The organism is Martinezella sp. CNPSo 3732 (assembly GCF_057784515.1).
On record NZ_JBXSOO010000013.1, the window covers coordinates 1 to 21,071 of the forward strand.

General features: G+C 60.6%; 22 protein-coding genes. 9 read left to right on the forward strand and 13 right to left on the reverse strand.

The annotated features are described in order from the left end of the window. Window positions 1-163 precede the first annotated feature (163 nt). Window positions 164-880 carry an EF-hand domain-containing protein gene (locus AC13RM_RS20045; RefSeq protein ID WP_374820555.1) on the forward strand — a complete coding sequence of 239 codons (717 nt, stop codon included), beginning with the start codon at window positions 164-166 and terminating at the stop codon, window positions 878-880. A gap of 71 nt (window positions 881-951) precedes the next feature. Here the strand turns inward: AC13RM_RS20045 and AC13RM_RS20050 are convergent, their stop codons facing one another. Continuing rightward, window positions 952-1,839 carry an LOG family protein gene (locus tag AC13RM_RS20050; RefSeq protein ID WP_374820557.1) on the reverse strand — a complete coding sequence of 296 codons (888 nt, stop codon included), beginning with the start codon at window positions 1,837-1,839 and terminating at the stop codon, window positions 952-954. A gap of 215 nt (window positions 1,840-2,054) precedes the next feature. Here AC13RM_RS20050 and dapD point away from each other — a divergent pair, with 215 nt between their 5' ends. The 3 genes from dapD to AC13RM_RS20065 all read left to right on the forward strand — a co-directional run bounded on the left by dapD (window position 2,055) and on the right by AC13RM_RS20065 (window position 4,851). Then, window positions 2,055-2,912 (forward strand): 2,3,4,5-tetrahydropyridine-2,6-dicarboxylate N-succinyltransferase, encoded by an 858-nt coding sequence (gene dapD / locus AC13RM_RS20055; RefSeq protein ID WP_069611177.1) that lies wholly within the window; start codon window positions 2,055-2,057, stop codon window positions 2,910-2,912. A 159-nt stretch (window positions 2,913-3,071) separates the two neighbouring features. Further along, a complete protein-coding gene (gene dapE, locus AC13RM_RS20060; RefSeq protein ID WP_374820559.1) occupies window positions 3,072-4,265 on the forward strand; it encodes a succinyl-diaminopimelate desuccinylase in 1,194 nt (397 codons plus the stop codon). Beyond that, window positions 4,252-4,851: a hypothetical protein gene (locus AC13RM_RS20065; RefSeq protein ID WP_113231886.1), complete on the forward strand. Its 600-nt coding sequence runs from the start codon at window positions 4,252-4,254 to the stop codon at window positions 4,849-4,851. The genes dapE and AC13RM_RS20065 overlap by 14 nt, the downstream gene beginning before the upstream one ends. Window positions 4,852-4,863: 12 nt before the next feature. Here the strand turns inward: AC13RM_RS20065 and arsC are convergent, their stop codons facing one another. The 6 genes from arsC to def form a co-directional block, all read right to left on the reverse strand. Next, window positions 4,864-5,265 carry an arsenate reductase (glutaredoxin) gene (gene arsC, locus AC13RM_RS20070; RefSeq protein ID WP_374820562.1) on the reverse strand — a complete coding sequence of 134 codons (402 nt, stop codon included), beginning with the start codon at window positions 5,263-5,265 and terminating at the stop codon, window positions 4,864-4,866. Further along, window positions 5,243-6,049, reverse strand: coding sequence for a tRNA pseudouridine(38-40) synthase TruA (gene truA / locus AC13RM_RS20075; protein WP_374820565.1), 807 nt, complete (start codon window positions 6,047-6,049; stop codon window positions 5,243-5,245). The genes arsC and truA overlap by 23 nt, the downstream gene beginning before the upstream one ends. Beyond that, window positions 6,049-6,996, reverse strand: a complete 948-nt coding sequence (gene fmt, locus AC13RM_RS20080; protein ID WP_374820568.1) for a methionyl-tRNA formyltransferase — start codon at window positions 6,994-6,996, stop codon at window positions 6,049-6,051. The genes truA and fmt overlap by 1 nt, the downstream gene beginning before the upstream one ends. Before the next feature lie 72 nt (window positions 6,997-7,068). After that, window positions 7,069-7,488, reverse strand: a complete 420-nt coding sequence (locus AC13RM_RS20085) for a type II toxin-antitoxin system VapC family toxin (RefSeq protein ID WP_113231883.1) — start codon at window positions 7,486-7,488, stop codon at window positions 7,069-7,071. A gap of 15 nt (window positions 7,489-7,503) precedes the next feature. Next, the gene (locus tag AC13RM_RS20090) at window positions 7,504-7,764 is read right to left on the reverse strand and encodes a FitA-like ribbon-helix-helix domain-containing protein (protein WP_113231882.1); all 261 of its coding nucleotides are present in this window, start codon (window positions 7,762-7,764) and stop codon (window positions 7,504-7,506) included. Between the two features lie 64 nt (window positions 7,765-7,828). After that, the gene (gene def / locus AC13RM_RS20095; protein WP_145322287.1) at window positions 7,829-8,344 is read right to left on the reverse strand and encodes a peptide deformylase; all 516 of its coding nucleotides are present in this window, start codon (window positions 8,342-8,344) and stop codon (window positions 7,829-7,831) included. A 186-nt stretch (window positions 8,345-8,530) separates the two neighbouring features. On the opposite strand from def, the gene AC13RM_RS20100 reads away from it, so the two are divergent. The 3 genes from AC13RM_RS20100 to AC13RM_RS20110 all read left to right on the forward strand — a co-directional run bounded on the left by AC13RM_RS20100 (window position 8,531) and on the right by AC13RM_RS20110 (window position 13,249). Continuing rightward, on the forward strand, window positions 8,531-9,709 hold the full coding sequence (locus AC13RM_RS20100; protein WP_374820573.1) for a DNA recombination protein RmuC: 1,179 nt from the start codon (window positions 8,531-8,533) through the stop codon (window positions 9,707-9,709). Between the two features lie 101 nt (window positions 9,710-9,810). Continuing rightward, on the forward strand, window positions 9,811-10,710 hold the full coding sequence (locus AC13RM_RS20105) for a ribokinase (RefSeq protein ID WP_285175547.1): 900 nt from the start codon (window positions 9,811-9,813) through the stop codon (window positions 10,708-10,710). A gap of 193 nt (window positions 10,711-10,903) precedes the next feature. Further along, the gene (locus tag AC13RM_RS20110; RefSeq protein WP_374820576.1) at window positions 10,904-13,249 is read left to right on the forward strand and encodes a methyl-accepting chemotaxis protein; all 2,346 of its coding nucleotides are present in this window, start codon (window positions 10,904-10,906) and stop codon (window positions 13,247-13,249) included. A 71-nt stretch (window positions 13,250-13,320) separates the two neighbouring features. Here the strand turns inward: AC13RM_RS20110 and AC13RM_RS20115 are convergent, their stop codons facing one another. After that, window positions 13,321-14,265, reverse strand: coding sequence for a nucleoside hydrolase (locus AC13RM_RS20115; protein WP_374820579.1), 945 nt, complete (start codon window positions 14,263-14,265; stop codon window positions 13,321-13,323). 231 nt (window positions 14,266-14,496) lie between these two features. On the opposite strand from AC13RM_RS20115, the gene AC13RM_RS20120 reads away from it, so the two are divergent. Together AC13RM_RS20120 and AC13RM_RS20125 are read left to right on the forward strand one after the other, a co-directional pair. After that, window positions 14,497-14,928, forward strand: coding sequence for an Hsp20 family protein (locus AC13RM_RS20120; protein WP_113231877.1), 432 nt, complete (start codon window positions 14,497-14,499; stop codon window positions 14,926-14,928). A gap of 158 nt (window positions 14,929-15,086) precedes the next feature. Further along, entirely contained in the window at window positions 15,087-15,344 is a 258-nt protein-coding gene (locus AC13RM_RS20125; RefSeq protein ID WP_015338639.1) for a BQ00720 family protein, read from the forward strand. 162 nt (window positions 15,345-15,506) lie between these two features. Here AC13RM_RS20125 and trmB read toward each other — a convergent pair whose 3' ends face one another. The 5 genes from trmB to AC13RM_RS20150 form a co-directional block, all read right to left on the reverse strand. Then, a complete protein-coding gene (trmB, locus tag AC13RM_RS20130) occupies window positions 15,507-16,208 on the reverse strand; it encodes a tRNA (guanine(46)-N(7))-methyltransferase TrmB (protein WP_374820583.1) in 702 nt (233 codons plus the stop codon). Then, window positions 16,205-17,458 carry a methionine adenosyltransferase gene (gene metK / locus AC13RM_RS20135; protein WP_113231875.1) on the reverse strand — a complete coding sequence of 418 codons (1,254 nt, stop codon included), beginning with the start codon at window positions 17,456-17,458 and terminating at the stop codon, window positions 16,205-16,207. Before metK ends, trmB begins: the two co-directional genes overlap by 4 nt. Before the next feature lie 187 nt (window positions 17,459-17,645). Then, the gene (locus AC13RM_RS20140; RefSeq protein WP_041677790.1) at window positions 17,646-18,065 is read right to left on the reverse strand and encodes a helix-turn-helix domain-containing protein; all 420 of its coding nucleotides are present in this window, start codon (window positions 18,063-18,065) and stop codon (window positions 17,646-17,648) included. 151 nt (window positions 18,066-18,216) lie between these two features. Further along, window positions 18,217-19,818, reverse strand: coding sequence for an apolipoprotein N-acyltransferase (gene lnt / locus AC13RM_RS20145; RefSeq protein ID WP_113231874.1), 1,602 nt, complete (start codon window positions 19,816-19,818; stop codon window positions 18,217-18,219). A gap of 78 nt (window positions 19,819-19,896) precedes the next feature. After that, window positions 19,897-21,066, reverse strand: coding sequence for a hemolysin family protein (locus AC13RM_RS20150; protein ID WP_113231873.1), 1,170 nt, complete (start codon window positions 21,064-21,066; stop codon window positions 19,897-19,899). Window positions 21,067-21,071: the final 5 nt, after the last annotated feature.

A 21,071-nucleotide genomic window follows, 5' to 3' on the forward strand; every position in this document is an offset into this window, starting at 1 on the left:
AAACGAGACAAAGTCATAAGACAAGCGGTTTTCCGTCCGGAATGCGGAAACGCACGCCCGAGGCGGGGTTACCAAAGTTTCATGCGCCTTACAGAGGTTTAATTGGTCGTTTTTGACCGCCAGCCGTATCGTTTGACCATTCCTCGACACGAAAGGAAAAGCGATGAACGGGAAAAAACTTCTTCTGGCCGGACTTTCCGCAACCCTGCTTCTCGGCGGTGCCGCACAGGTGGCGCTCGCCGCTTCGCATGATGGCGACCGTGGCGGCAGGCACCATCATCATGAAGGCCGGTGGCACAGACCACATTTTTCGCCTGAAGTCCTTTACGTGCGCATGCTGAAGGAATTCGGCAATCCCGGCGATACAAAGCTCACCAAGGATGAGGTCAAGGCTGGCGTCGACAAGATCTTCGACCAGATCGACGTCAACCATGACGGCGAAATCACCCCCGGCGAATATCGCGCCTATCGCCAGGAGCAGTTCAAGCAATGGCGGGCCGAGCATGCCAAGGCTGATGGCGATAAGGCTCAAGATGGCCAGGCTTCGGGCGGCGATCAGACACAAAACAATCAAGCGCAGGGTAATCAAGCGCAAGACAATCAGGCGCAGAGCAATCAGGCTCCGGCCGACCAGTCCAAGGGCGACCAGGCTCAAAACGACAATGACAACGACAAGGGCGGCGAAGGGCATCGCCATCACGGACCGCATGGCCGCTTCATGCATGAAGCGATGATCTTCCGCTTTGCCGATACCGATCAAAGCGGCCAGATCAGCAAGAAGGAAGCCGAAGACGCCATGAACAAGCTCTTCGACCGGTTGGACCGCAACCACGATGGCGTCGTTAACCTGGACGACATGCCGGGCCGCCCGCTGCTGTAAGCCGATCGCTCCGACACTGGTCCCATGATCGAAAGCCCGCCCTCACCCAAGCGACGGCGGGCTTTTCGTTATCAGTGCCCGTTGTCGTGGTGGCCGTTATCGTGCTCGTAGAAATCGGTGACGATCTCCCAGGCTTCGTCGGCGGTATCAACGAAGCTGATGAGGTTCACATCATCTGGTGCGATGGTGCCGAACTCGGCCAGCCCGTCGAAATTGATGATGCTGCGCCAGAACTTTTCGCCAAAGAGAATGAGCGGCAGGCGCTCCATGCGGCCGGTCTGGATGAGCGTCAGGCACTCGAACAATTCGTCGAGCGTGCCGAAGCCGCCTGGGAACACCGCGATCGCCTTGGCGCGCACCATGAAATGCATCTTGCGGATCGCGAAATAATGAAAGTTGAAGCTGAGCTCCGGCGTCACATAGGCGTTCGGCGCCTGCTCGTGCGGCAACACGATGTTCAGGCCGATCGAGGGCGCGCCTTCTTCCGCCGCACCGCGATTGCCAGCTTCCATCACACCCGGGCCGCCGCCGGTGACGACGACATATTCGTGGTAATCGAAACCGGCGGAATAACGGGAGCAGAGTCGAGCGAACTTGCGCGCCTCCTCGTAATAGACCGATGCGGCTTCGAGATTGGCGCGCTGCACGTCGTTGCGGGCAGCCCAGGCATTGGTGCCGGGGGCAGGAATACGTGCGCCGCCGAACATCACGACTGTCGACTTGATGCCGCGCTCGGTGAGCGACATTTCGGTCTTCAGCAATTCCAGCTGCAGGCGGATCGGCCGCAATTCCTCACGGCAGAGGAAATCCTCATCGGCATAGGCAAGCCGGTAGGACGGCGACATCGACTGCGGCGTGCGCGGCACCGACTCGGCCCGCTGCTTGTCTGCCGAGCTCGTCTTCAACGGGTCCCAAACCCCATCCTTGCGCCTCAGCCTGCCGTTCTTCCCCTTGCTCATCTATTCATGCCTTTCGAATCGATCATGACGGGCCTTTCCTGCCGAAAGACAGGAATGCCCAAGCTCTTGCATATGCCCCTACAACGCCTTGAATCCAAGCTCAATCGGCGCGGAAAAGACATTCCATTTTCGGCATGCATGCTATAGGACCAATCGACCGCTTCCGGACCTTTATCCGGAAATCACGATAGGCCCTGACGTTGCAAGGAATTCCCATGAGCGCTACCGATCTCGCCTCCCTCGAAAAGTCCATCGAGGCTGCCTTCGACAATCGCGACAATGTGAACACGTCGACGCGCGGCGAAGTCCGCGATGCCGTCGAAACGGCGCTCAATCTCCTCGACAGCGGCAAGGTTCGCGTAGCCGAACGTGGTGCCGACGGCAACTGGACCGTCAACCAGTGGCTCAAGAAAGCGGTCCTGCTCTCCTTCCGCCTGAACGATATGAAGATCGTCGAAGGCGGCTCCGGCGGCGCCACCTGGTGGGACAAGGTTCCCTCGAAGTTCGAAGGCTGGGGAGAAAACCGCTTCCGTGAAGCCGGCTTCCGCGCCGTGCCGAACGCAGTCGTGCGTCATTCCGCCTATATCGCCCCCAACGCCATCCTGATGCCGTCCTTCGTCAATCTCGGCGCCTATGTCGGCGAAGGCACCATGGTCGACACCTGGGCGACGGTCGGCTCCTGCGCTCAGATCGGCAAGCATGTGCATCTTTCCGGCGGCGTCGGCATCGGCGGCGTGCTGGAGCCGATGCAGGCCGGCCCGACGATCATCGAAGACAATTGCTTCATCGGCGCCCGTTCCGAAGTCGTCGAAGGCTGCATCATCCGCGAAGGGTCCGTGCTCGGCATGGGCGTGTTCATCGGCAAGTCAACCAAGATCGTCGATCGCGCCACCGGCGAGATCACCTATGGCGAAGTTCCGCCATACTCGGTCGTTGTCGCCGGCGCGTTGCCGAGCGGCAACACCATGGCAAACGGCCAGCCGGCCCCGAGCCTCTATTGCGCCGTCATCGTCAAGCGCGTCGACGAAAAGACCCGCTCGAAGACCGGCATCAACGAGCTGCTGCGCGACTAATCTCACAAAATTTCGGAAGCGCGGCTGCCACATCGCGCTTCCCTCATGCTTGCCGGGTGAGCATGCCTGTGCGATTGCTGGAATCGCGGCAAAGATTTTCGAGTCGTCACCGACCCTTTGCCATCGCTTTGCCATTTCCCGCCGGATAAGTTGCCTCCGATGACTGTTACGAATCCCATCACGAACCTGCAGACCCTGATCCGCTGCGCTTCCGTCACGCCTGCCGAGGGCGGCGCGATGACCGCGCTTGCCGATATGCTGGCACCGCTTGGCTTCAAGGTCGAGCGCATGACCGCGACCGAGCCGGGAACGCCCGATATCGAAAACCTCTATGCGCGGCTCGGCACTGACGGACCGCATCTGATGTTTGCCGGCCATACGGATGTCGTGCCGGTCGGCGACGCCGCTTCCTGGAGCCATCCGCCTTTTGCCGCCGAAATCGCCGATGGCGAGCTTTTCGGCCGTGGCGCCGTCGACATGAAAGGCGGCATTGCCTGCTTCGTGGCAGCGGTTGCGCGCCATATCGAGAAGCATGGCAAGCCGGCCGGTTCGATCTCCTTCCTGATTACCGGCGACGAAGAGGGACCGGCGATCAACGGCACGGTCAAGCTGCTGCAATGGGCGGCCGAGCGCGGCGAGACATGGGATGCGTCGCTCGTCGGCGAACCGACCAATCCCGACCGGCTCGGCGACATGATCAAGATCGGTCGCCGCGGCTCGATTTCCGGCACTATTACAGTCCATGGCGTTCAGGGGCATGCCGCCTATCCGCATCTCGCCGACAACCCGGTGCGCAGCATCATCAAGCTGACGGAAGCGCTGCTCGATCCCCCCTTTGACGCGGGTACGGACAATTTCCAGCCGTCGAACCTCGAAGTGACCACGATCGACGTCGGCAATACCGCCACCAACGTCATTCCCGCCAAGGCGACCGCTGCCTTCAACATCCGATTCAACGACACCTGGACCACCGATACGCTGAAGGCGGAAATCCTGGCACGCCTGGATGCAGCCGCCGCCGACCAGACGCTGCGGCCCGGGCGGCCGCCGGCGAAATACGACATCGTCTGGTCGGAGCGTCCGAGCCAGGTCTTCCTGACGCGCAACAATGCGCTGATCGCCTCGCTGTCCTCCGCCATCGAAAACATCACCGGTCAAAGGCCGGCGCTGTCGACCACCGGCGGCACGTCCGATGCACGCTTCATCAAGGACTACTGCCCCGTCGTGGAATTCGGGCTTGTCGGCCAGACCATGCATATGGTCGACGAGCGCGTGGCGCTCTCGGATCTCGAAACGCTGACCGAGATCTACCAGACCTTCATCCAGCGCTGGTTCGAGAATGCCGAGCTTTAAGGAAGTCCAGTATTACCTGTCCGGCCTATGGCTGCTGATCCGGATGGATGCGCGCGGATTCCAGTATCTGGACATTTCGGACCGCGGCATGCTGCGTTCCTTCTGGGCGATTTTTTGGTGCCTGCCGTCGATCGGCATTTCATGGCTGTGGTGGCAGAAGGCCTATCTGACCGCCATGCCGCCGGAGACATCGGCGGGTCTTGCCTTCTTTCTGCGCCTGGCCTTAGTCGAATTTGCGAACTGGCTGATCCCGCTCGTGCTTGCTGGCGTGTTGCTGCTGATTTTTCGCTTCGGCGACAAGTTCACGCCGATCGTCGTCGTCGTGAACTGGCTCGGCGTGCCGACATCCTATCTGAATGCGTTGCTCATCGCCTTGATCGCCTTCGTTCCCGGCTCCAGCGGGTTGGCGGCGTTGCTGTGGCTGGCGCTGATGATGGCGATCATCTTTTCGCTGGCACGCATGCTCAGAATGATCTGCGGCACGCATCCGCTCTTCATCGGCACGCTGACGCTGGTGCTGCTCATTCCGACCATGCTGCTGACGGACTTCCTGCAGCGCTTCCTCGGCGTCTATCCGCCGGGCTGAGGCAGTCGCGTTCTAACGGTTGACGACCTCGCCATCTTCCTTGGTAAACGGGCCGATATCTGGGTTCGGCAAGATATCGAGCACGCGTTCGGACGGGCGGCAGAGACGCACGCCTTTCTCCGTCACTACGATCGGACGGTTGATCAGGATCGGATACTCGATCATCCGCTCAAGCAGCTGATCCTCGATGAGATCGGGATTGCCAAGACCGAGCTCGTCATAGGGCGTTCCCTTTTGGCGGAGAAGATCGCGGGTCGTCAGATCCATGGCGGCAATGAGCTCCACCAGCTGTTCGCGGCTGGGCGGCGTCTTCAGATATTCGATAACGACGGGTTCTTCGCCGGACTGCCGGATCATCGCCAGCGTGTTACGCGACGTGCCGCAGGCCGGATTATGATAGATCGTCACCGTCATCGATAGTCTCTCCTTCGCTGCCGGCCGAACCGGCACCCTCACGATAATCCACCTGCATGAAATAGAGCCCATCCGGCGGAGCGACAGGACCGCAGGCCTTGCGGTCCCGAGCCTCCAGCGCCGCGCGCACATCGTCAGGCGTCCATTTGCCCTCGCCCGCGAGCTTCAGCGTGCCGGCGAAGGAGCGGATCTGATTGTGCAGGAAGCTTTGCGCGGCGGCGCGGATCTCGATCAGCTCGCCGCTGCGCGTCACATCCAGCCGGTCGAGCGTGCGCACCGGGCTGTTTGCCTGGCAATGCGCCGAACGGAAGGTGGTGAAATCATGCCGTCCCACAAGGGTCTGCGCCGCGGCATGCATGACCTCATGATCCATATCCTTCGGCACCCACCATGCACGGCCGGCTTCCAGTGCAAGCGGCGCGCGGCGGGCGATGATGCGATAGAGATAGTGGCGGCGGACGGCCGAGAAGCGTGCATCGAAGCTTTGGTCGACCTCGACGATATCGAGAATGGCGATGCGGTCACCGGCCATCCTCAGATGGGCATTGAGCGCATTGCGCAGGGTGTAGACCTTCCATTCCTTGGAGAGGTCGGCGTGCATAACCTGACCCATGGCATGCACACCGGAATCGGTGCGTCCCGCCCCGCGGATCGAAACAGTTTCGCCGGTCAAGGACAGGATGGCGCTTTCGATCGCGCCCTGCACTGAGGGGCCGTTTTCCTGGCGCTGCCAGCCGACGTAGGGAATGCCGTCATATTCGACGGTCATTTTGTAACGCGGCATCAGGCCTGCTCCGAGGCAAGCACGGTGCCTGGTGCGATCGGCGTGCCGCGCAGGAAATCAGCGGCGGCCAAGGGCTTGCCGCCGGCTTTCTGCAGCTTCGTCAGCCTGACGGCGCCGGAAGCGCAGGCAATGACGAGATCATCCGTCAGGACCTTTCCGGACGCACCATTGCCCTCTGCCAATTCAGAGCTGAGCACCTTGATGCGCTCTGGCCGACCGGCGATTTCGGCCTCAAACCAGGCGCCGGGAAAGGGCGACAGGCCACGGATATGATTATGGACATCGGCTGCAGGCCTGCCGAAGTCGATGCGCGTTTCACCCTTGTCGATCTTTGCGGCATAAAGGACGCCTTCGGACGGCTGGGCGGTCAGCGGTAGTTCATCATGCTCCAGCTTGTTCATCGCCTCGGCCATGGCCTTTGCGCCCACCAGCATCAGCCTGTCATGCAATTCACCCGCAATCATGGCGTCGCCGATCTCCACTTCGCGTGTCAAAGCGATCGGCCCGGTATCCAGCCCCTTGTCCATCTTCATCACCATCATGCCGGTTTTTTTGTCGCCGGCCATGATCGCTCGCTGGATCGGAGCAGCTCCGCGCCAGCGCGGCAACAGGGAGGCATGACCATTATAGCAGCCGAGACGTGTCCCGGTGAGGATCGCTTCCGGCAGCAGCAGGCCATAGGCGACGACGACAGCGACATCGGCGTTCAGATCGCGAAAGCGCTGGCGTTCGTCGGGATCCTTGAAATTGACCGGCGTGAAGACCGGCAGGCCCAGCAATTCGGCCGCCTGATGCACCGGCGACTTCTGCAGGTCGAGCCCTCGCCGCCCGCCGGGACGCGGCGGCTGCGTGTAAACGGCACGAATCTTGTGGCCCGCATCGATCAGGGACCGCAATGTCGGCACGGAGAATTCGGGCGTTCCCATAAAGATGATGTTGAGCGACATGCGATCCATCCGGCTAAGAATATCAGATTTCGAATGACCCAGCGGCCGCGGCGCATGCCATCGGATCAAACGCTAGCCGCCTTCAAACGGGTTTATGAGCCTGAGATCAAGCCCCTCGAAGTCTTTTGTATTGCGCGTCGCCAATGTCGCACCGCTCGCGAGGCAGATGGCGGCGATCATGGCGTCCTTCGTTTCCATCCTTCGCCCAATCTTGTGGCGATGAGCGGAGATTATTCCGTATTGATGGGCTGCGTTGCTCGAAAATCCCAGAACACGGCCCGAAAACTCTGCCTCTATCGCATCCAGCTCCGCGACAAGTGCCGCTTTGCGCTTCCCGTCAGCCAGGAGTTCCAGTCCAAATCTAATCTCGCCGATGGTGATGGTGGTCAGAAAAACGGCCTCGACGGCGAAGCTATCCAGCCAGGACAATATGCGCTCGCTATGCAGCCGCCCTTGCAACTCCGATACAACATTGGTGTCCAGAACGATCATGCGCAGGCCAGAGCACTATTCGAAATGAGGCGGATCGCGATCCGGCGCATTCCGAAAAGCATTGATTGCCTCGATTTCCTCTTCGCTGAGCTTTTCTGCGCCAAGAATTGCTCTCAATCGCTGCCCCGCCGAGTTGCTCCCACCTTGCTGGCGTCCAAGCGATTGACGCAGCAGTTCGATCGCCTCATCCGAGAGGCTGCGGCCATGCCTGCTGGCATTTGCCTGCAACTGCTCCTTCAAGCTGTCGTCGATGCCGCGCAGCAACAGATCACTCATTCGCGCCTCCATTTGATATCAATGATATCATAGGCGTTTCAGCTCGATCTTTCAATGTCTGGGATCAGAGAGCCTTCGATTTGGCGGCCTTCGTAAACTTCTTGATCACCATCTCCCGCTTCAGGCGCGAGATATAGTCGATGAAGAGCACGCCGTTCAGGTGGTCGATCTCGTGCTGTACGCAGGTCGCAAGCAGACCGTCGGCCTCGGTGAGTTGTTCCTTGCCGTCGCGGTCTAGATGCTTGACGGTGACGCGTGCGGGGCGCTCCACCTCGGCGTAGTAATCCGGAATGGAAAGGCAGCCTTCCTCATAGACCGAGCGTTCATCCGAAGACGCGACGATCTCCGGATTGATGAACACCAGCGGCTTCTTCTCTTCGCCTTCGCGCGCAACGTCGATGACCAGCATGCGGCGGGGAACGCCGATCTGGATCGCCGCAAGGCCGATGCCCGGCGCGTCATACATGGTTTCCAGCATGTCGTCGGCGAGGCGCTGAATTTCGGTATCGATCTGCTCGATGGGCTTGGAAGCCTGGCGAAGCAGCGGGTCGGGCAAAATGATGAGTGGCTTGATCGTCATGACGTTTCCCATAACGCATCTTGTTGTGCGATGGAATCGCCAAGATGGCGGTGAGGCGGTGTTTTTTCAACGGCAGCAATCCGAATGGCAGCGGCTGGTCTCGAAATTTTGTTCACGGTTTGATCTGGATATTCACAACAATTTTGCTATGCTTGCGTGAAGAACTTCATCAGCGCGCCAGGTTTCATGTCTTTCATCATCTTCGGTCAAGCCATTTCCACGGTCCAGGTTCTGACCGGCCTCGTTATCCTACTTGCGATCGCAGTGATCGTCCTTTTCGTCCGCAGCAAGGCACAGGCGGAGGACGATGAGCTTGATGCCGAGCATACGATGGCGGCGCTGCTGCGGTCGCAGGCAGAGATGCAGGGGCGGCTTGCCACCATCGCCGAAGTGTTCGGCTCCAGACAGGCCGAGCTCAATCAGGCCATCGGCCAGCGCCTGGACGGCATGTCACAGCGGGTGACGGCGACGATCGGCGAGCAGACGCGCTCGACCCATGAAAACCTGCGTCGCCTGCAGGAAAGGCTTGCCGTCATCGATGCCGCGCAGACCAATATCCAGACGTTGGCGAAGGATGTGGTCGGCCTGCAGGCCATTCTCTCCAACAAGCAGACACGCGGCGCTTTCGGCCAAGCGCGCATGGAAACCATCATTGCCGATGGACTGCCGATGGGCGCCTATGCGTTCCAGACGACGCTATCGAACGGCTCCCGGCCTGACTGTACCGTTCGCATGCCGAACGGTTCGCCACCGCTTGTGATCGACGCGAAATTTCCGCTGGAGGCTTGGAACGCCATTCGCAGCGCCGGCAACCCCGACCATGGCAAGATCGCCGCGCAGCAGTTCCGGAGGGATCTGGAACTGCATATCCGCGATATCTCGGAAAAATATTTGATCCCCGGCGAGACACAGGATACGGCCTTTCTCTTCGTGCCGTCCGAGTCGATCTTCGCGGAGATCCACGAGAATTTCGAGGCGATCGTACAGAAGGCCCAGCGCGCGCGCATCGTCATCGTCTCACCCTCGCTGCTGATGCTGTCGATCCAAGTCATCCAGGCTGTGCTGAAGGACCAACGCATGCGCGAGCAGGCCCATGTCATCCAAAGCGAAGTGGCTCATCTGATGGACGACCTCTCGCGCCTCGATGAACGCGTGCGCAAGCTGCAGGGCCATTTCGCGATGGCGCAGAAGGATGTCGACATGATCGTCACCTCGGCCGACAAGCTGGCGCGGCGCGGCGAGCGGATAGAGGCGCTGGAATTCGAGGCGGCGAAAGAGCCTGCCAAGGCGCGGCCGGAAGAGCGGCCCAAGCCTGTCGACAACCGCACGAGCCAACTCAAGCTCAGGGTAGTTGACGAAGACTGATCGCTTCGGCAGTGTCGCCCCCAATCGATGCATGATCCACAAAGACATAAGGCGCCTTCGGGCAGGATCATGCGAGATCAACACCCAGGGCAGGACACCGCATGATCACTATTTTCGGCTCCATCAACATGGACCTCATCGCCACCACGGATCGTTTGCCGAAGCCGGGCGAAACTGTCGCCGGTAACGGCTTTTCCACCGCGGCCGGAGGCAAGGGCGCCAATCAGGCGCTCGCCGCACGCCGCGCCGGTGCGACGGTGCGCCTCAGCGGGGCGGTCGGCGATGACGCCTTCGCAGAACCCGCACTTGCCTTGCTCGATGCGGCAGGGACCGATCTTTCTACCGTCCGGCGCGTGTCAGAACCGACCGGTACTGCTCTCATCCTGGTGGGCGGTGACGGCGAGAATATGATCGCTGTCGTTCCGGGCGCCAATGGCACCAATGCGGCCGAACACGTTGCCGCCGCCGTCGCCGCTCTGAACGCCGGCGATACGCTGATGCTTCAGCTCGAAATTCCGGTTGCCGCCGTCGAGATGGCGCTGAATACGGCGAAAGCAAAGGGCGTGCGCACCGTGCTCAATCTGGCCCCTCTGATCCCTGAGGCTGCCCGCCTCGGCCGGCTTGCCGATATCGTCATCGCCAACGAGACGGAATTCGAGAGGCTCGCTGGCCAGGACAACATGTCGGCATCCGAGCGTGAGGCTGCCCTCGTCCGCCTGCATGGTGAAACCGGCCAGACGCTGATCGTCACGCTTGGCGGCGACGGCGTAATCGCCATTCGCGACGGCGAGCTCGCGCGCGCCAAGGGCCTCGTCATCGAGCCGGTGGATACCGTCGGCGCCGGCGATACCTTCTGCGGCTATTTTGCCGCGAGCCTCGATCAGGGTCTGGATTTCCATGCCAGCCTGCGCCGCGCCGCCGTCGCCGGTTCGCTGGCTTGCCTGAAGCCGGGCGCGCAGCCGTCCATCCCGGTTGCCAGCGAAGTCGCCGAAAAGCTTTAGGGTTAAATTTCACAACCCTTGCGAAGCGCAATTAATTAAATTTTTGCGCTTCCATATCATTCTCCTCTGGCCTGGCGCGCATAGCCTTTGAGCCGCGGCAGGAATCTTAACGGCGGCTCCATGACAGGGCCATCCTGCGCCGACCTTGCATTCGGATAATGTGTATCCGACGCATCGCTTTTTCGAGGAAATGATGTTCATCTTTCGCATGAAGTCGCTTGCGGCCAAGCTCATCTTGGTCACCGGGCTGGCGATCGCACTCGTTCTGCTGGTTTCCAATTTTCTGCTGATTTCCCAGACTCGCGATCGCGTCGAGACGCTGACGATGGATCAGGCGAATACCGAGGCCAAATCCATTTCCAACGAGATCGCCGCCAATGTCGGCGAAATGGCGAGTGCCGCCCGCTCCATGGCCGCCATCATCGGCCGCGGCCACGAGGGCCATACCTTCGACCGCAAGGGCATGGTCAATATCCTCAAGGCGAATGTCGAGCAGAATGCCTTTGCTTTCGGCAGCTGGTTCTGTGAGCAGCTCGGCGCGCTGGATGGCAAGACGACGGAGCTTGCCAACAACAAGGATCAGGCCGTGAACGACAAGGGCGCCTTCACGCCCTATTGGTCGAAGACCAAGGATGGCGGCATCCAGTTCTCGACCTTCGACAATGATTACAGCGCCGCATGGTGGAAGCTTGCTGCCGACAGCGGCAAAGGCGCGATCACGCCACCCTACCTCGCGCAGGGCACCGATGTTCCGACGACCATGAGCTCGATTGCTTATCCGGTCATGTCGGGCGGAAAGCTGATCGGCGTTGCAGGCGTCGATATCTCCCTCAATTCGCTTTCGACGAAGCTGCAGAAGATGCAGCCTTTCGGCACCGGCCGCGTGCTGCTGGTTTCCCAGGACAACAAATGGCTGGTTGCACCGAGCGCCGACCTGCTGATGAAGGACTATAATGGTTCCGGCGCTGACGTCATCAAGGCAGCGTTGACCTCCTCTTCCGCAAGCATCCTCAAGAATCTTTCCGATGCAGGCAGCGAAGAATTCGACCGCGTCGTCTATCCTTTCGCCGTTCCGGGTCTCAATGCCACCTGGGTCGTTCTCATCGACGTACCGCACAGCGCAATCGCAGCACCCGTACGCGATCAGACCTACATGATGATCGTCGCTGGCATCCTGGTGCTTGCTGCCGTGATGCTCGCTCTTTACGCCGCTGTGCGCAGTTTCGTGCAGACGCCGCTTGCCGGCCTCGTCGCCAGCGTCAATCGCCTCAGCGCCGGCAATTATGCCGAGCCGGTCGCCGGTCAGGCTCGTGCGGACGAAGTGGGGTCAGTCGCCAAGGCACTGGAAGGGTTCCGCTTTGCGCTAGCCGACACCAAGCGCCTGGAAGGTGAAGCGAACGATCAGCGTCTGGCTGCCGAGGGCGAACGCCGCCGCTCGGAGAGCGAACGCAACGAGAGCGTTACCCTGCAGCGCCATATCGTCAGCATTCTCGGCCATAGCCTCGCTGAGCTCTCCAAGGGCAATCTCACTCAGCGGATCACCGACGACTTCCCCGGCGAATATGCCCAGCTCAAGCAGGACTTCAATGCCGCGCTGGCGAGCCTCGAGGAGACGGTTCATACCGTCAATGTCAGCGTCGGCAATATCGGCAGCGGCACCGGCGAAATCAGCAACAGCGCCTCGGACCTCGCCCGCCGCACCGAACAGCAGGCGGCGAGCCTTGAAGAGACTGCGGCGGCCCTCAACGAGCTGACCGCGCAGGTCAATTCCAGCGCTGAAAACGCTCGTACGGCGGCAACCAGCGTCAATGCCGCATCAGAGGATGCAGAGCATTCCGGCGAAATCGTGCAGAAGGCCATTTCCTCCATGCACGGCATCGAGCAATCGTCGCAGGAGGTGTCGCGCATCATCGGCGTCATCGACGAAATCGCGTTCCAGACCAACCTCCTCGCGCTGAACGCCGGTGTCGAAGCAGCCCGCGCAGGCGAAGCCGGCAAGGGCTTTGCCGTTGTCGCGCAGGAAGTGCGCGAGCTGGCCCAGCGCTCGGCCAATGCCGCCAAGGAGATCAAGACCCTGATCAACGCTTCGGCCGGACAGGTCAAGGAAGGCGTCGATCTGGTCGGCCGCACGGGTGATGCCCTGCACAAGATCGCCCAGCAGGTCATGGAGATCAACGGCTTGATTCGCCAGATCTCCGCTTCCGCAAGCGAGCAAGCTATCGGCCTCAAGGAAATCAACTCGGCCATGAACCAGATGGATCAGGTAACCCAGCAGAATGCCGCGATGGTCGAGGAAACCACAGCCTCGAGCGTCGCGCTCGCCGAGGAAGCCCAGTCGCTCAGGGCTCTCGTTGCGCGCTTCCGCACTGCCCGCGCCGTTTCGGACAATGCCAGCGCATTGCGGGCGACCGCCCAGCAGATGCGGGCTCCGGCAGCGCCGCGGCGGGCAGCTCCTACCGCTGCATCACCGGCACGCAAGGCAATTCCACAGACGCAGGGCGCCAACGCACTCGCCCGGGACGACTGGGAAGAGTTCTGAGCCGAGCCTGGATAGGTAAAAAGGTACAAAAGGCCGCCGTAGCGATCCGGCGGCCTTTTGCATGGATCTGATCAGATGCGGGCGAACCGTTCCGTCAGCAGCGCGAAGAAGCCATCGGCATCGACGTCGCGCATGACCTTGGCGTTGCGCTTACGATCGGTGACGTGCCACCAGTCGACGACGGTCATGCCGACGGTCAGTTCCGACGTCACTTCGATCTCGACATTGCATTCGCGGCCCTTGAAGAGCTCGGGCTTCAGAAGGTAGGCGATGACGGTCGGGTCATGGAGCGGACCGCCATCCGAACCGTATTTCTCAATATCGAAACGCTCGAAGAACTGCAGCATTTCGACCATGGCCTTGGCCGGCGGCGTGCCGACGGCGGCGATGCGCTCGACGCGATCCTTTCGCGTCAGCAGCTTATGCGTGACGTCGAGCGGCATCATGACGATGGGAACGCCGGAACGGAACACCACGTCTGCCGCTTCCGGATCGACATAGATGTTGAACTCGGCGGCCGGAGTGATGTTGCCGCCCTCGAAGAAGCCGCCGCCCATCATCACGAGCTCGCGCACGCGGCCGACGATGTCGGGTGCCTTCTGAAAAGCCATTGCGATATTGGTCAGTGGGCCGAGCGTGCAGAGGGTCACGGCGCCTTCCGGTTCCTTGCGCAACGTATCGATGATGAAATCGACGGCGTGGCCGGGCTGCAGTTCCATCGTCGGCTCGGAGAGTTCCGGGCCATCGAGGCCGGTCTTGCCGTGTACATGTTCGGCGGTGACCAGCTTGCGCTTGAGCGGCGCATCAGCGCCGGCAAACACCTTGACGTCGCGCCGATTGCAGAGCTCGCAGACGATGCGGGCATTGCGGCTCGTCAACCGCAGCGGCACGTTGCCAGCGACGGTCGTGACGCCGAGCACCTCGATCTCCTCGCGGCTGCCGAAGGCGAGAAAGATCGCCGCGGCGTCATCCTGGCCGGGGTCGGTATCGATGATGATTTTTCTAGGTTCGGTCATGTCTTCAACTTTCCTCCGGTGCAGATCGACAGGCTTTGTCGCGGGTCCGGTCCGGCTTTGTCAAGCGCTCGCTCGCCATGCCACAAAACCATTTTTCACGATGGATTTCGATCTCGCAAATGCGAAGACCTCATGGCTTGCACTCGCAGGCGCGTACTCCCATATTAGGGACAACCGGGTGCTGAAGATCAGGTCCGGAACGGTCGCTTGACACCCAAGGACTTTGAGACGATGAGCCGGACGACTCCCTTTGCCAGCCCACTGCTTCTGGGCTTTGACACTATGGAAAAGACGCTTGAGCGAATTTCCAAAGTCAGCGACGGCTACCCTCCCTACAATATCGAACGGATGCGTGCGGACCGCCTGTCGGGCGAGCCGGAACGTCTGCGCATCACGCTGGCGGTCGCCGGCTTTTCCGAAGACGAACTTGATGTCACGACGGAAGAAAACCAGCTGCTGATCCGCGGCCGCCAGATGGAACAGGGCGAGCGTGACTATCTCTACCGGGGGATCGCCGCCCGGCAGTTCCAGCGTGTTTTCGTGCTTGCCGATGGCATGCAGGTGCTCGGCGCCACGCTGAAGAACGGGTTGCTCTCCGTCGATCTCATTCGGCCGGAACCCGACCGCATGGTAAAGAAAATTAACATTTCGGTCTCACAGTAGAACAACGGCCTAGAGCCGGATGATTTCGGGCCGATTCGACCTGAAATCCGAATCGGCTCTAGAATCAAAGAACTAGAGCACGACGTCACCCGAAAGCCGCTCACACTTTTGGTCATCATGCTCTGGAGCCGTTGGTCCCTCATACTGGAGGTACGAGCATGTTGTTGAAAGAAGCCACCGCCCGCCTGACCCCATCCGAACTTGCCAATATCGGCACCGGTGAGGTCGCCTACATCAGAAAAATGGATTGGTCCGAAGTATCCCGCTGCTTCCCGGAAGCGCCCGATATCGATCCGGATGTCGATCTGTGGGCGCTTTTCGGCGCCGACGGCACCCCGATCCTCTTGACGGACAATCGCTCCAGCACCTTCTATCGTGCTGCCGAAGACGAATTGAAGACGGTCAGCCTGCACTGACCAGGAGCGTCGTCCGACGGTGAAAGTCACCGTCCGCAAGGACCGCATCGAACCGGCCCACCTGGCGACGCACGCGCATGATCCAGACCGCCCAAAGTGGCGGTCGTCAGACAGGATAATGCGAATATCTCAATCTGAAATTCTCGTCCGTAACCGGAGCGATCAGACCTTCTTGAAGGTCAGATAGGCCGACGAGCGCCCTTCGCGCCTGGCCTTGGCCTCGTAGCGCGTGCTCGGCCAGCCCTCATAGGGCGTCAGCCAGTCGGCGGCATTCTGCGCAGTCCACTCGAAGCCGCCATGCGCCTGGCAGTGCTGCAGCGTCCAATTGACGTAGGTATCGATGTCGGAGGCGAAGCAGAAGAGCGCACCGGGCTTCAGGACGCGATGAAAGCGGTCTAGGTTCACCTGCGAAACGAAGCGGCGCTTCCAATGCTTCTTCTTCGGCCACGGATCGGGATAGAGCAGGTCGATCTGATCCAGACAGGCATCCGGCAGCCAATCCAGCACCTGCGTCGCATCATCATTGTAGACGCGGATATTATGGGCGCCAGCGTCGTCGACGCTGGCGAGCAGCTTCTGCATCGAATTGACAAAGGGCTCGACACCGATGAAGCCGGTCTTCGGCTGCTCCAGCGCCCGGTGGATCAGATGCTCCCCACCGCCAAAGCCGATTTCCAGGCGCAGACGCTCGGTCGGCACCGGGAAGAGATCGTTCAGCGGCTGCGGCGCCGGGGCGGAAAGGTCGATGATGAACTGCGGCAGCAATGCTTCCAGCTTTTCAGCCTGCTGGCCGCGCAAGGCCTTACCCTTGCGCCGGCCGAAGAATGCTTCCGTCGCCCGCGACCGGCGCTCGGTATCGATCATGCGGCTTCCCGGAGCTTCACGGCTTCCTTGAGGGCCTTCACCAGGTCCGTACGCTCCCAGGAGAAGGAGCCGTCACGGCCGGCCTTGCGGCCGAAGTGACCGTAAGCCGAGGTCTTGGCGTAGATCGGCTTATTGAGGTCGAGGTGGCGGCGGATGCCGGTCGGCGAGAGGTCCATGTTCTTGCGGATCGCCGCTTCGACCTGGTCCTCGGTGACGCCCTTGCCGGTGCCGTGCAGGTCGACATAGATCGACAGCGGCTGGGCAACGCCGATGGCGTAGGAGAGCTGGATCGTGCAGCGATCGGAAAGACCGGCGGCAACGACGTTCTTCGCCAGATAACGGGCAGCATAGGCTGCGGAACGGTCGACCTTGGTCGTGTCCTTGCCGGAGAATGCACCGCCGCCATGCGGGGCTGCGCCGCCGTAAGTGTCGACGATGATCTTGCGGCCGGTGAGGCCGGCGTCGCCGTCGGGGCCGCCAATGACGAACTTGCCGGTGGGGTTGATGTACCATTTGCAATCGGAAGCGATCTTCAAGTCGCCGAGCGCCTCGACGATATAGGGCTCGACGACAGCACGAACCTTCTTCGAATCCCAGCTCTCGTCGAGATGCTGGGTGGAAAGCACGATCGAGGTCGCTTCGGACGGCTTGCCGTCGACGTAACGAACCGTCACCTGGCTCTTGGCGTCCGGACCGAGCTTGGCGACTTCGCCGTCGCCTTTCTTGCGGGCGGAAGCGAGCAGCTGCAGGATCTTGTGCGAATAGTAGATCGGCGCCGGCATGAGATCCGGCGTTTCCTTGCAGGCATAGCCGAACATGATGCCCTGGTCGCCGGCACCTTCGTCACCCTGCTGGTCGGCGGCATTGTCGACGCCCTGGGCGATGTCGGCAGACTGCGAGTGCAGGAGCACGTCGATACGGGCCTTCTTCCAGTGGAAGCCGTCCTGTTCGTAGCCGATGTCCTTGATGGCGCGGCGGGCGGCGGCCTTGAACTTCGAAGGATTGATGACGTCGTTGCCATCCTTGTCCTTCTTCATCAGGCTCGGCGGCAAACGCACTTCACCGGCAATGACGACGCGGTTGGTGGTGGCAAGGGTCTCGCATGCAATGCGCACGGTCCATGGGTTTACGCCGGTCTTTGCAGCCTCGCGGTAAACCAGATCGACAATTTCATCGGAAATGCGGTCACAAACTTTATCCGGGTGACCTTCGGCAACAGACTCACTCGTAAACAGATAATTCGCGCGCATGCGGGATTCCCCTCAAAGAACAAATCTCTGCTTTTGATATTCGCCTCCGCCTCGAAAAACAAGCCGCACAAGGACATAAATATATCTTTATATCCCCGCCCAAGTGATAAAATTTTGCCGCAAATAGCGAAAAGGCGGCCAAAATGACCGCCTCTCGACTTTCTCGGTTTAACCCCGCTTCGAAGGGTTACTCGGCATCCGCCTCGGCCGCGAGCGCCTTGACCAGCTCGACAACTTTGCGTCGGACTTTGCCATCGGAAATTTTCACGAAAGCGCGGTTGAGCTGCAATCCTTCGGAAGACGACAGAAAGTCGACGACGTAGTTGGAGCTGGATGCCTCGGCCATGCCGCCCGCGCCGGCCGCGTGTTCGCCCGGTGCATCCTCGAAAAAGAAGGAAACCGGGACATTGAGGATGCTGGAGATATTCTGGAGGCGGCTGGCGCCAACGCGGTTGGTGCCTTTTTCGTATTTCTGGATTTGCTGAAACGTGATTCCGAGGCTTTCGCCGAGCTTCTCCTGGCTCATGCCAAGCATCGTGCGGCGGAGGCGTATGCGGCTACCGACATGAATGTCGATGGGGTTCGGCTTCTTTTTATTCTCAATCATCATTTTACCCTAACATAGGTTGAATTCAGGACCTGCCACCCGGTACCCTTCACCACCCCTATAACGCCACGTTGCAGCCGACGCCCCCAAGGCCTCCAGTCTACGTTCGAAAGGCGGACATCTAGCACTATGCAATTTTAGGGTTTTTTGGTCAATTCACCCTGAAAATAAAACCCATGCGCGAAATGGCGGCAATCATGCCGACTGCTCCGATGATCAACCAAAAGTATGTTTTTCTGGCTTTATCGTCGATGCGCGATACGGTTGCGCCACCTAAAGTGGTATCTATAAAGCCTTGCTGATTATAATCGATACCGGAAAGCACCCGTCCGTGTGCATCAACAAATGCTGAAATGCCGGTATTGGCGCTTCGAATCAACGGCAGTCCCTGCTCCACCGCCCTAACCCTTGCCTGCTGGAAATGCTGGTATGGGCCAGGCGTATCGCCGAACCAGCCGTCGTTCGTGACGTTGAGGATGGCATCGGCCTGCCGGATCTCCGACGTCATCTCATTCGGGAAGATGATCTCGTAGCAGATCAGCGGATAGAATTTGATGCCGTCTGGCATGGTCAGCAATTGCCGCTTGGTCGCCGCGGAGAACCCGCCCGGCAGTTCCACGACATTCTCGATACCGAGATAGCTCAGAATATGCTCGAAGGGCACATATTCGCCGAAGGGGACGAGATGGGTCTTGTCGGACGCACCGATGATCTGCCCGCGGCCGTCGATGACATAGATCGAATTGTAGTAGCGCGGCTCGACGCCCGGACCCATGTCTTCGACACGGACAGCCCCGGTGATCAGGATCTGATCGTCTTCGAGCTGATCGGCAATACGGGCGAGCGCATCGCGATTATCGGTGAGGATGAAGGGCACGGCCGTTTCCGGCCAGACGATGATGTCGGGCCGCTTGCCGCCATTGGCAGGCGGCTGGACCGAGAGCGCCAAATGCTTGTCGAAGATGGCGGCGCGGTCGGCGGCGGTATCCATCTTGGTTTCCTGGTCGATAGACGGCTGAACGATACGTACCACAGGTGCCGTCTTGGCATCGGCCAACGGCGCTTCCGGCTGGCCCTGTGCGTAATAGCCATAACCGAAATGAGCGGCAGCGATGAGGACAGCAAGGCCTATCCCCGGCACCCGTCCCTGGCGCGTGCCGAGCAGCGCAGGTGTCGCAAAAACGAAGACGGCAAGCACGGTCACCCCGAGCACGCCGACGACATGCGCCGACTGCATCATCAGCGGAATGGGCATGGCGCCATAGCCGATGGCATTCCAGGGAAAGCCGGTGAAAAGAAAGCTGCGCAGCCATTCCAGGATACCGAAACTGAAGGCAAGTGCTGCGATACGCCCCATGCCGTCGGACCAGAGAATCCGTGCAAGCACCGTCGCGACGCCGTAGAAAACGGCCAGAAAGGCCGGCAGGCCAAGGATTGCCAGCGGCAGCGCCCAGGCGAACTCATCGGCATCGATCAGCAGCGCATGGCCAAGCCACCAGAGGCCGGCGACAAAATAGCCGAAGCCGAACAGCCAGCCCGTGAAGAAGGCGGGCCAGAGGCGCCCGAGCAGACCGCTATCCGGGCCGGCAGCAACGCCATCCAGCAGCCAGACGAGCAGCGTGAACGAGACGAACATTGCCGCGAAGAAACCGAAGGGCGGCAGCGCCAGCACGCCGATGGCGCCGGCTAAAATGGTAAGCAACGCACGTTTGAAACCCCAGACGAGGATCACCCTGCCCGAAAGCCATTCCATGCGTCAGCTCCGTCCAATCGCGAATCAATTGGGCGCAGTCTTTCAAAAATGCAGCGATTTGTCCCGCTCCCGCGCCATTTATTGGCTGGCGGCGTTACGCTCGGCCGGCGTTTCCTCGGCGATCGTTTCCGGTGCCGGCAAATCGCGATCCGACGCACCCGCCTCGCCTTCCAGCTTGACGGTCGGGCGACGGCGAGCGGCATGGCGCTTACGCGTGATGCGCACCCGCTTGATGCGGCGCGGATCGGCATCGAGAATGTGGAATTCGAAGCCTGGAAGCGCCTGCACCACCTCGCCACGCACCGGAATGCGGCCGAGGGCAGAGAAGATCAGGCCGCCGAGCGTATCCACCTCGTCCACCTGCTCAGCGATATCGAAATCCGGACCGATCGCAGCTGCGATCTCCTCCAACTCGACACGAGCGTCAGCAACGAAGACGTCCTCCGAGACGCGCTTGAACATGACTTCTTCATCATCATGCTCGTCGTCGATGTCGCCCACGACCATTTCCACGATGTCCTCGTGCGAGGCCAGGCCATCCGTGCCACCATATTCGTCGATCACAAGCGCCATCTGCGTGCGGTTGACCTGCATGCGTCGCAGGAGATCGGAGGCAAGCATCGAAGGCGGTACGAACAGGATCTTGCGGATGATGCCGGCTTCCGCCAGCGTCTTCTGCAGATCGACCCGCGAAAGGTCGAAATTCGGCTTGGCCGAGCGTGCGGGCTTTTCGGTTGCGGGCGTGGCTGGTGCCGCAGCCGTCTTCGCACTGCCGTTACGGCGCTTGTTGCGGGCCTGCTTAGCGACATAGGACAGAAGGTCGCGGATATGCACCATGCCGCGCGGATCATCCAGCGTGTCGGCATAGACGGGCATACGCGAACGGCCGCTTTCCTCGAAGAGGATCATCAGCTCGCCGATGGTGATGTTCTGATCCACGGCCTCGATGTCGGCGCGTGGTACCATGACATCCTCGACGCGCACCTCGCGGAAGCGCAGGATATTGTGGAGCATCGCCCGCTCATCCGCGGAGAAGGCATCGTCACCGGCCGCGTTGGTCATCAACGCATCGGCCAGATCCTCGCGCAACCGAGCGGAATCCTGTGCCGGGCGCAGAATGCGCGCAGCACGTGCCCAGAATGAAGAGTGGGATCGCTTGCCGTTGCTACTACTGCCTACCTCGTCGGAGGAGGCTGCTTCGGCTCCGTCTTTGGCCTCGGGGGCCGATCTTGTCGTAAAGTCGCTCATTGTTC

Bases quoted from the DNA above. Each gene is read 5' to 3' on its own strand.
- AC13RM_RS20045 (WP_374820555.1), top strand. From the start codon at position 164: ATGAACGGGAAAAAACTTCTTCTGGCCGGACTTTCCGCAACCCTGCTT.
- AC13RM_RS20050 (WP_374820557.1), bottom strand. From the start codon at position 1,839: ATGAGCAAGGGGAAGAACGGCAGGCTGAGGCGCAAGGATGGGGTTTGG.
- dapD (WP_069611177.1), top strand. From the start codon at position 2,055: ATGAGCGCTACCGATCTCGCCTCCCTCGAAAAGTCCATCGAGGCTGCC.
- dapE (WP_374820559.1), top strand. From the start codon at position 3,072: ATGACTGTTACGAATCCCATCACGAACCTGCAGACCCTGATCCGCTGC.
- AC13RM_RS20065 (WP_113231886.1), top strand. From the start codon at position 4,252: ATGCCGAGCTTTAAGGAAGTCCAGTATTACCTGTCCGGCCTATGGCTG.
- arsC (WP_374820562.1), bottom strand. From the start codon at position 5,265: ATGACGGTGACGATCTATCATAATCCGGCCTGCGGCACGTCGCGTAAC.
- truA (WP_374820565.1), bottom strand. From the start codon at position 6,049: ATGCCGCGTTACAAAATGACCGTCGAATATGACGGCATTCCCTACGTC.
- fmt (WP_374820568.1), bottom strand. From the start codon at position 6,996: ATGTCGCTCAACATCATCTTTATGGGAACGCCCGAATTCTCCGTGCCG.
- AC13RM_RS20085 (WP_113231883.1), bottom strand. From the start codon at position 7,488: ATGATCGTTCTGGACACCAATGTTGTATCGGAGTTGCAAGGGCGGCTG.
- AC13RM_RS20090 (WP_113231882.1), bottom strand. From the start codon at position 7,764: ATGAGTGATCTGTTGCTGCGCGGCATCGACGACAGCTTGAAGGAGCAG.
- def (WP_145322287.1), bottom strand. From the start codon at position 8,344: ATGACGATCAAGCCACTCATCATTTTGCCCGACCCGCTGCTTCGCCAG.
- AC13RM_RS20100 (WP_374820573.1), top strand. From the start codon at position 8,531: ATGTCTTTCATCATCTTCGGTCAAGCCATTTCCACGGTCCAGGTTCTG.
- AC13RM_RS20105 (WP_285175547.1), top strand. From the start codon at position 9,811: ATGATCACTATTTTCGGCTCCATCAACATGGACCTCATCGCCACCACG.
- AC13RM_RS20110 (WP_374820576.1), top strand. From the start codon at position 10,904: ATGTTCATCTTTCGCATGAAGTCGCTTGCGGCCAAGCTCATCTTGGTC.
- AC13RM_RS20115 (WP_374820579.1), bottom strand. From the start codon at position 14,265: ATGACCGAACCTAGAAAAATCATCATCGATACCGACCCCGGCCAGGAT.
- AC13RM_RS20120 (WP_113231877.1), top strand. From the start codon at position 14,497: ATGAGCCGGACGACTCCCTTTGCCAGCCCACTGCTTCTGGGCTTTGAC.
- AC13RM_RS20125 (WP_015338639.1), top strand. From the start codon at position 15,087: ATGTTGTTGAAAGAAGCCACCGCCCGCCTGACCCCATCCGAACTTGCC.
- trmB (WP_374820583.1), bottom strand. From the start codon at position 16,208: ATGATCGATACCGAGCGCCGGTCGCGGGCGACGGAAGCATTCTTCGGC.
- metK (WP_113231875.1), bottom strand. From the start codon at position 17,458: ATGCGCGCGAATTATCTGTTTACGAGTGAGTCTGTTGCCGAAGGTCAC.
- AC13RM_RS20140 (WP_041677790.1), bottom strand. From the start codon at position 18,065: ATGATTGAGAATAAAAAGAAGCCGAACCCCATCGACATTCATGTCGGT.
- lnt (WP_113231874.1), bottom strand. From the start codon at position 19,818: ATGGAATGGCTTTCGGGCAGGGTGATCCTCGTCTGGGGTTTCAAACGT.
- AC13RM_RS20150 (WP_113231873.1), bottom strand. From the start codon at position 21,066: ATGAGCGACTTTACGACAAGATCGGCCCCCGAGGCCAAAGACGGAGCC.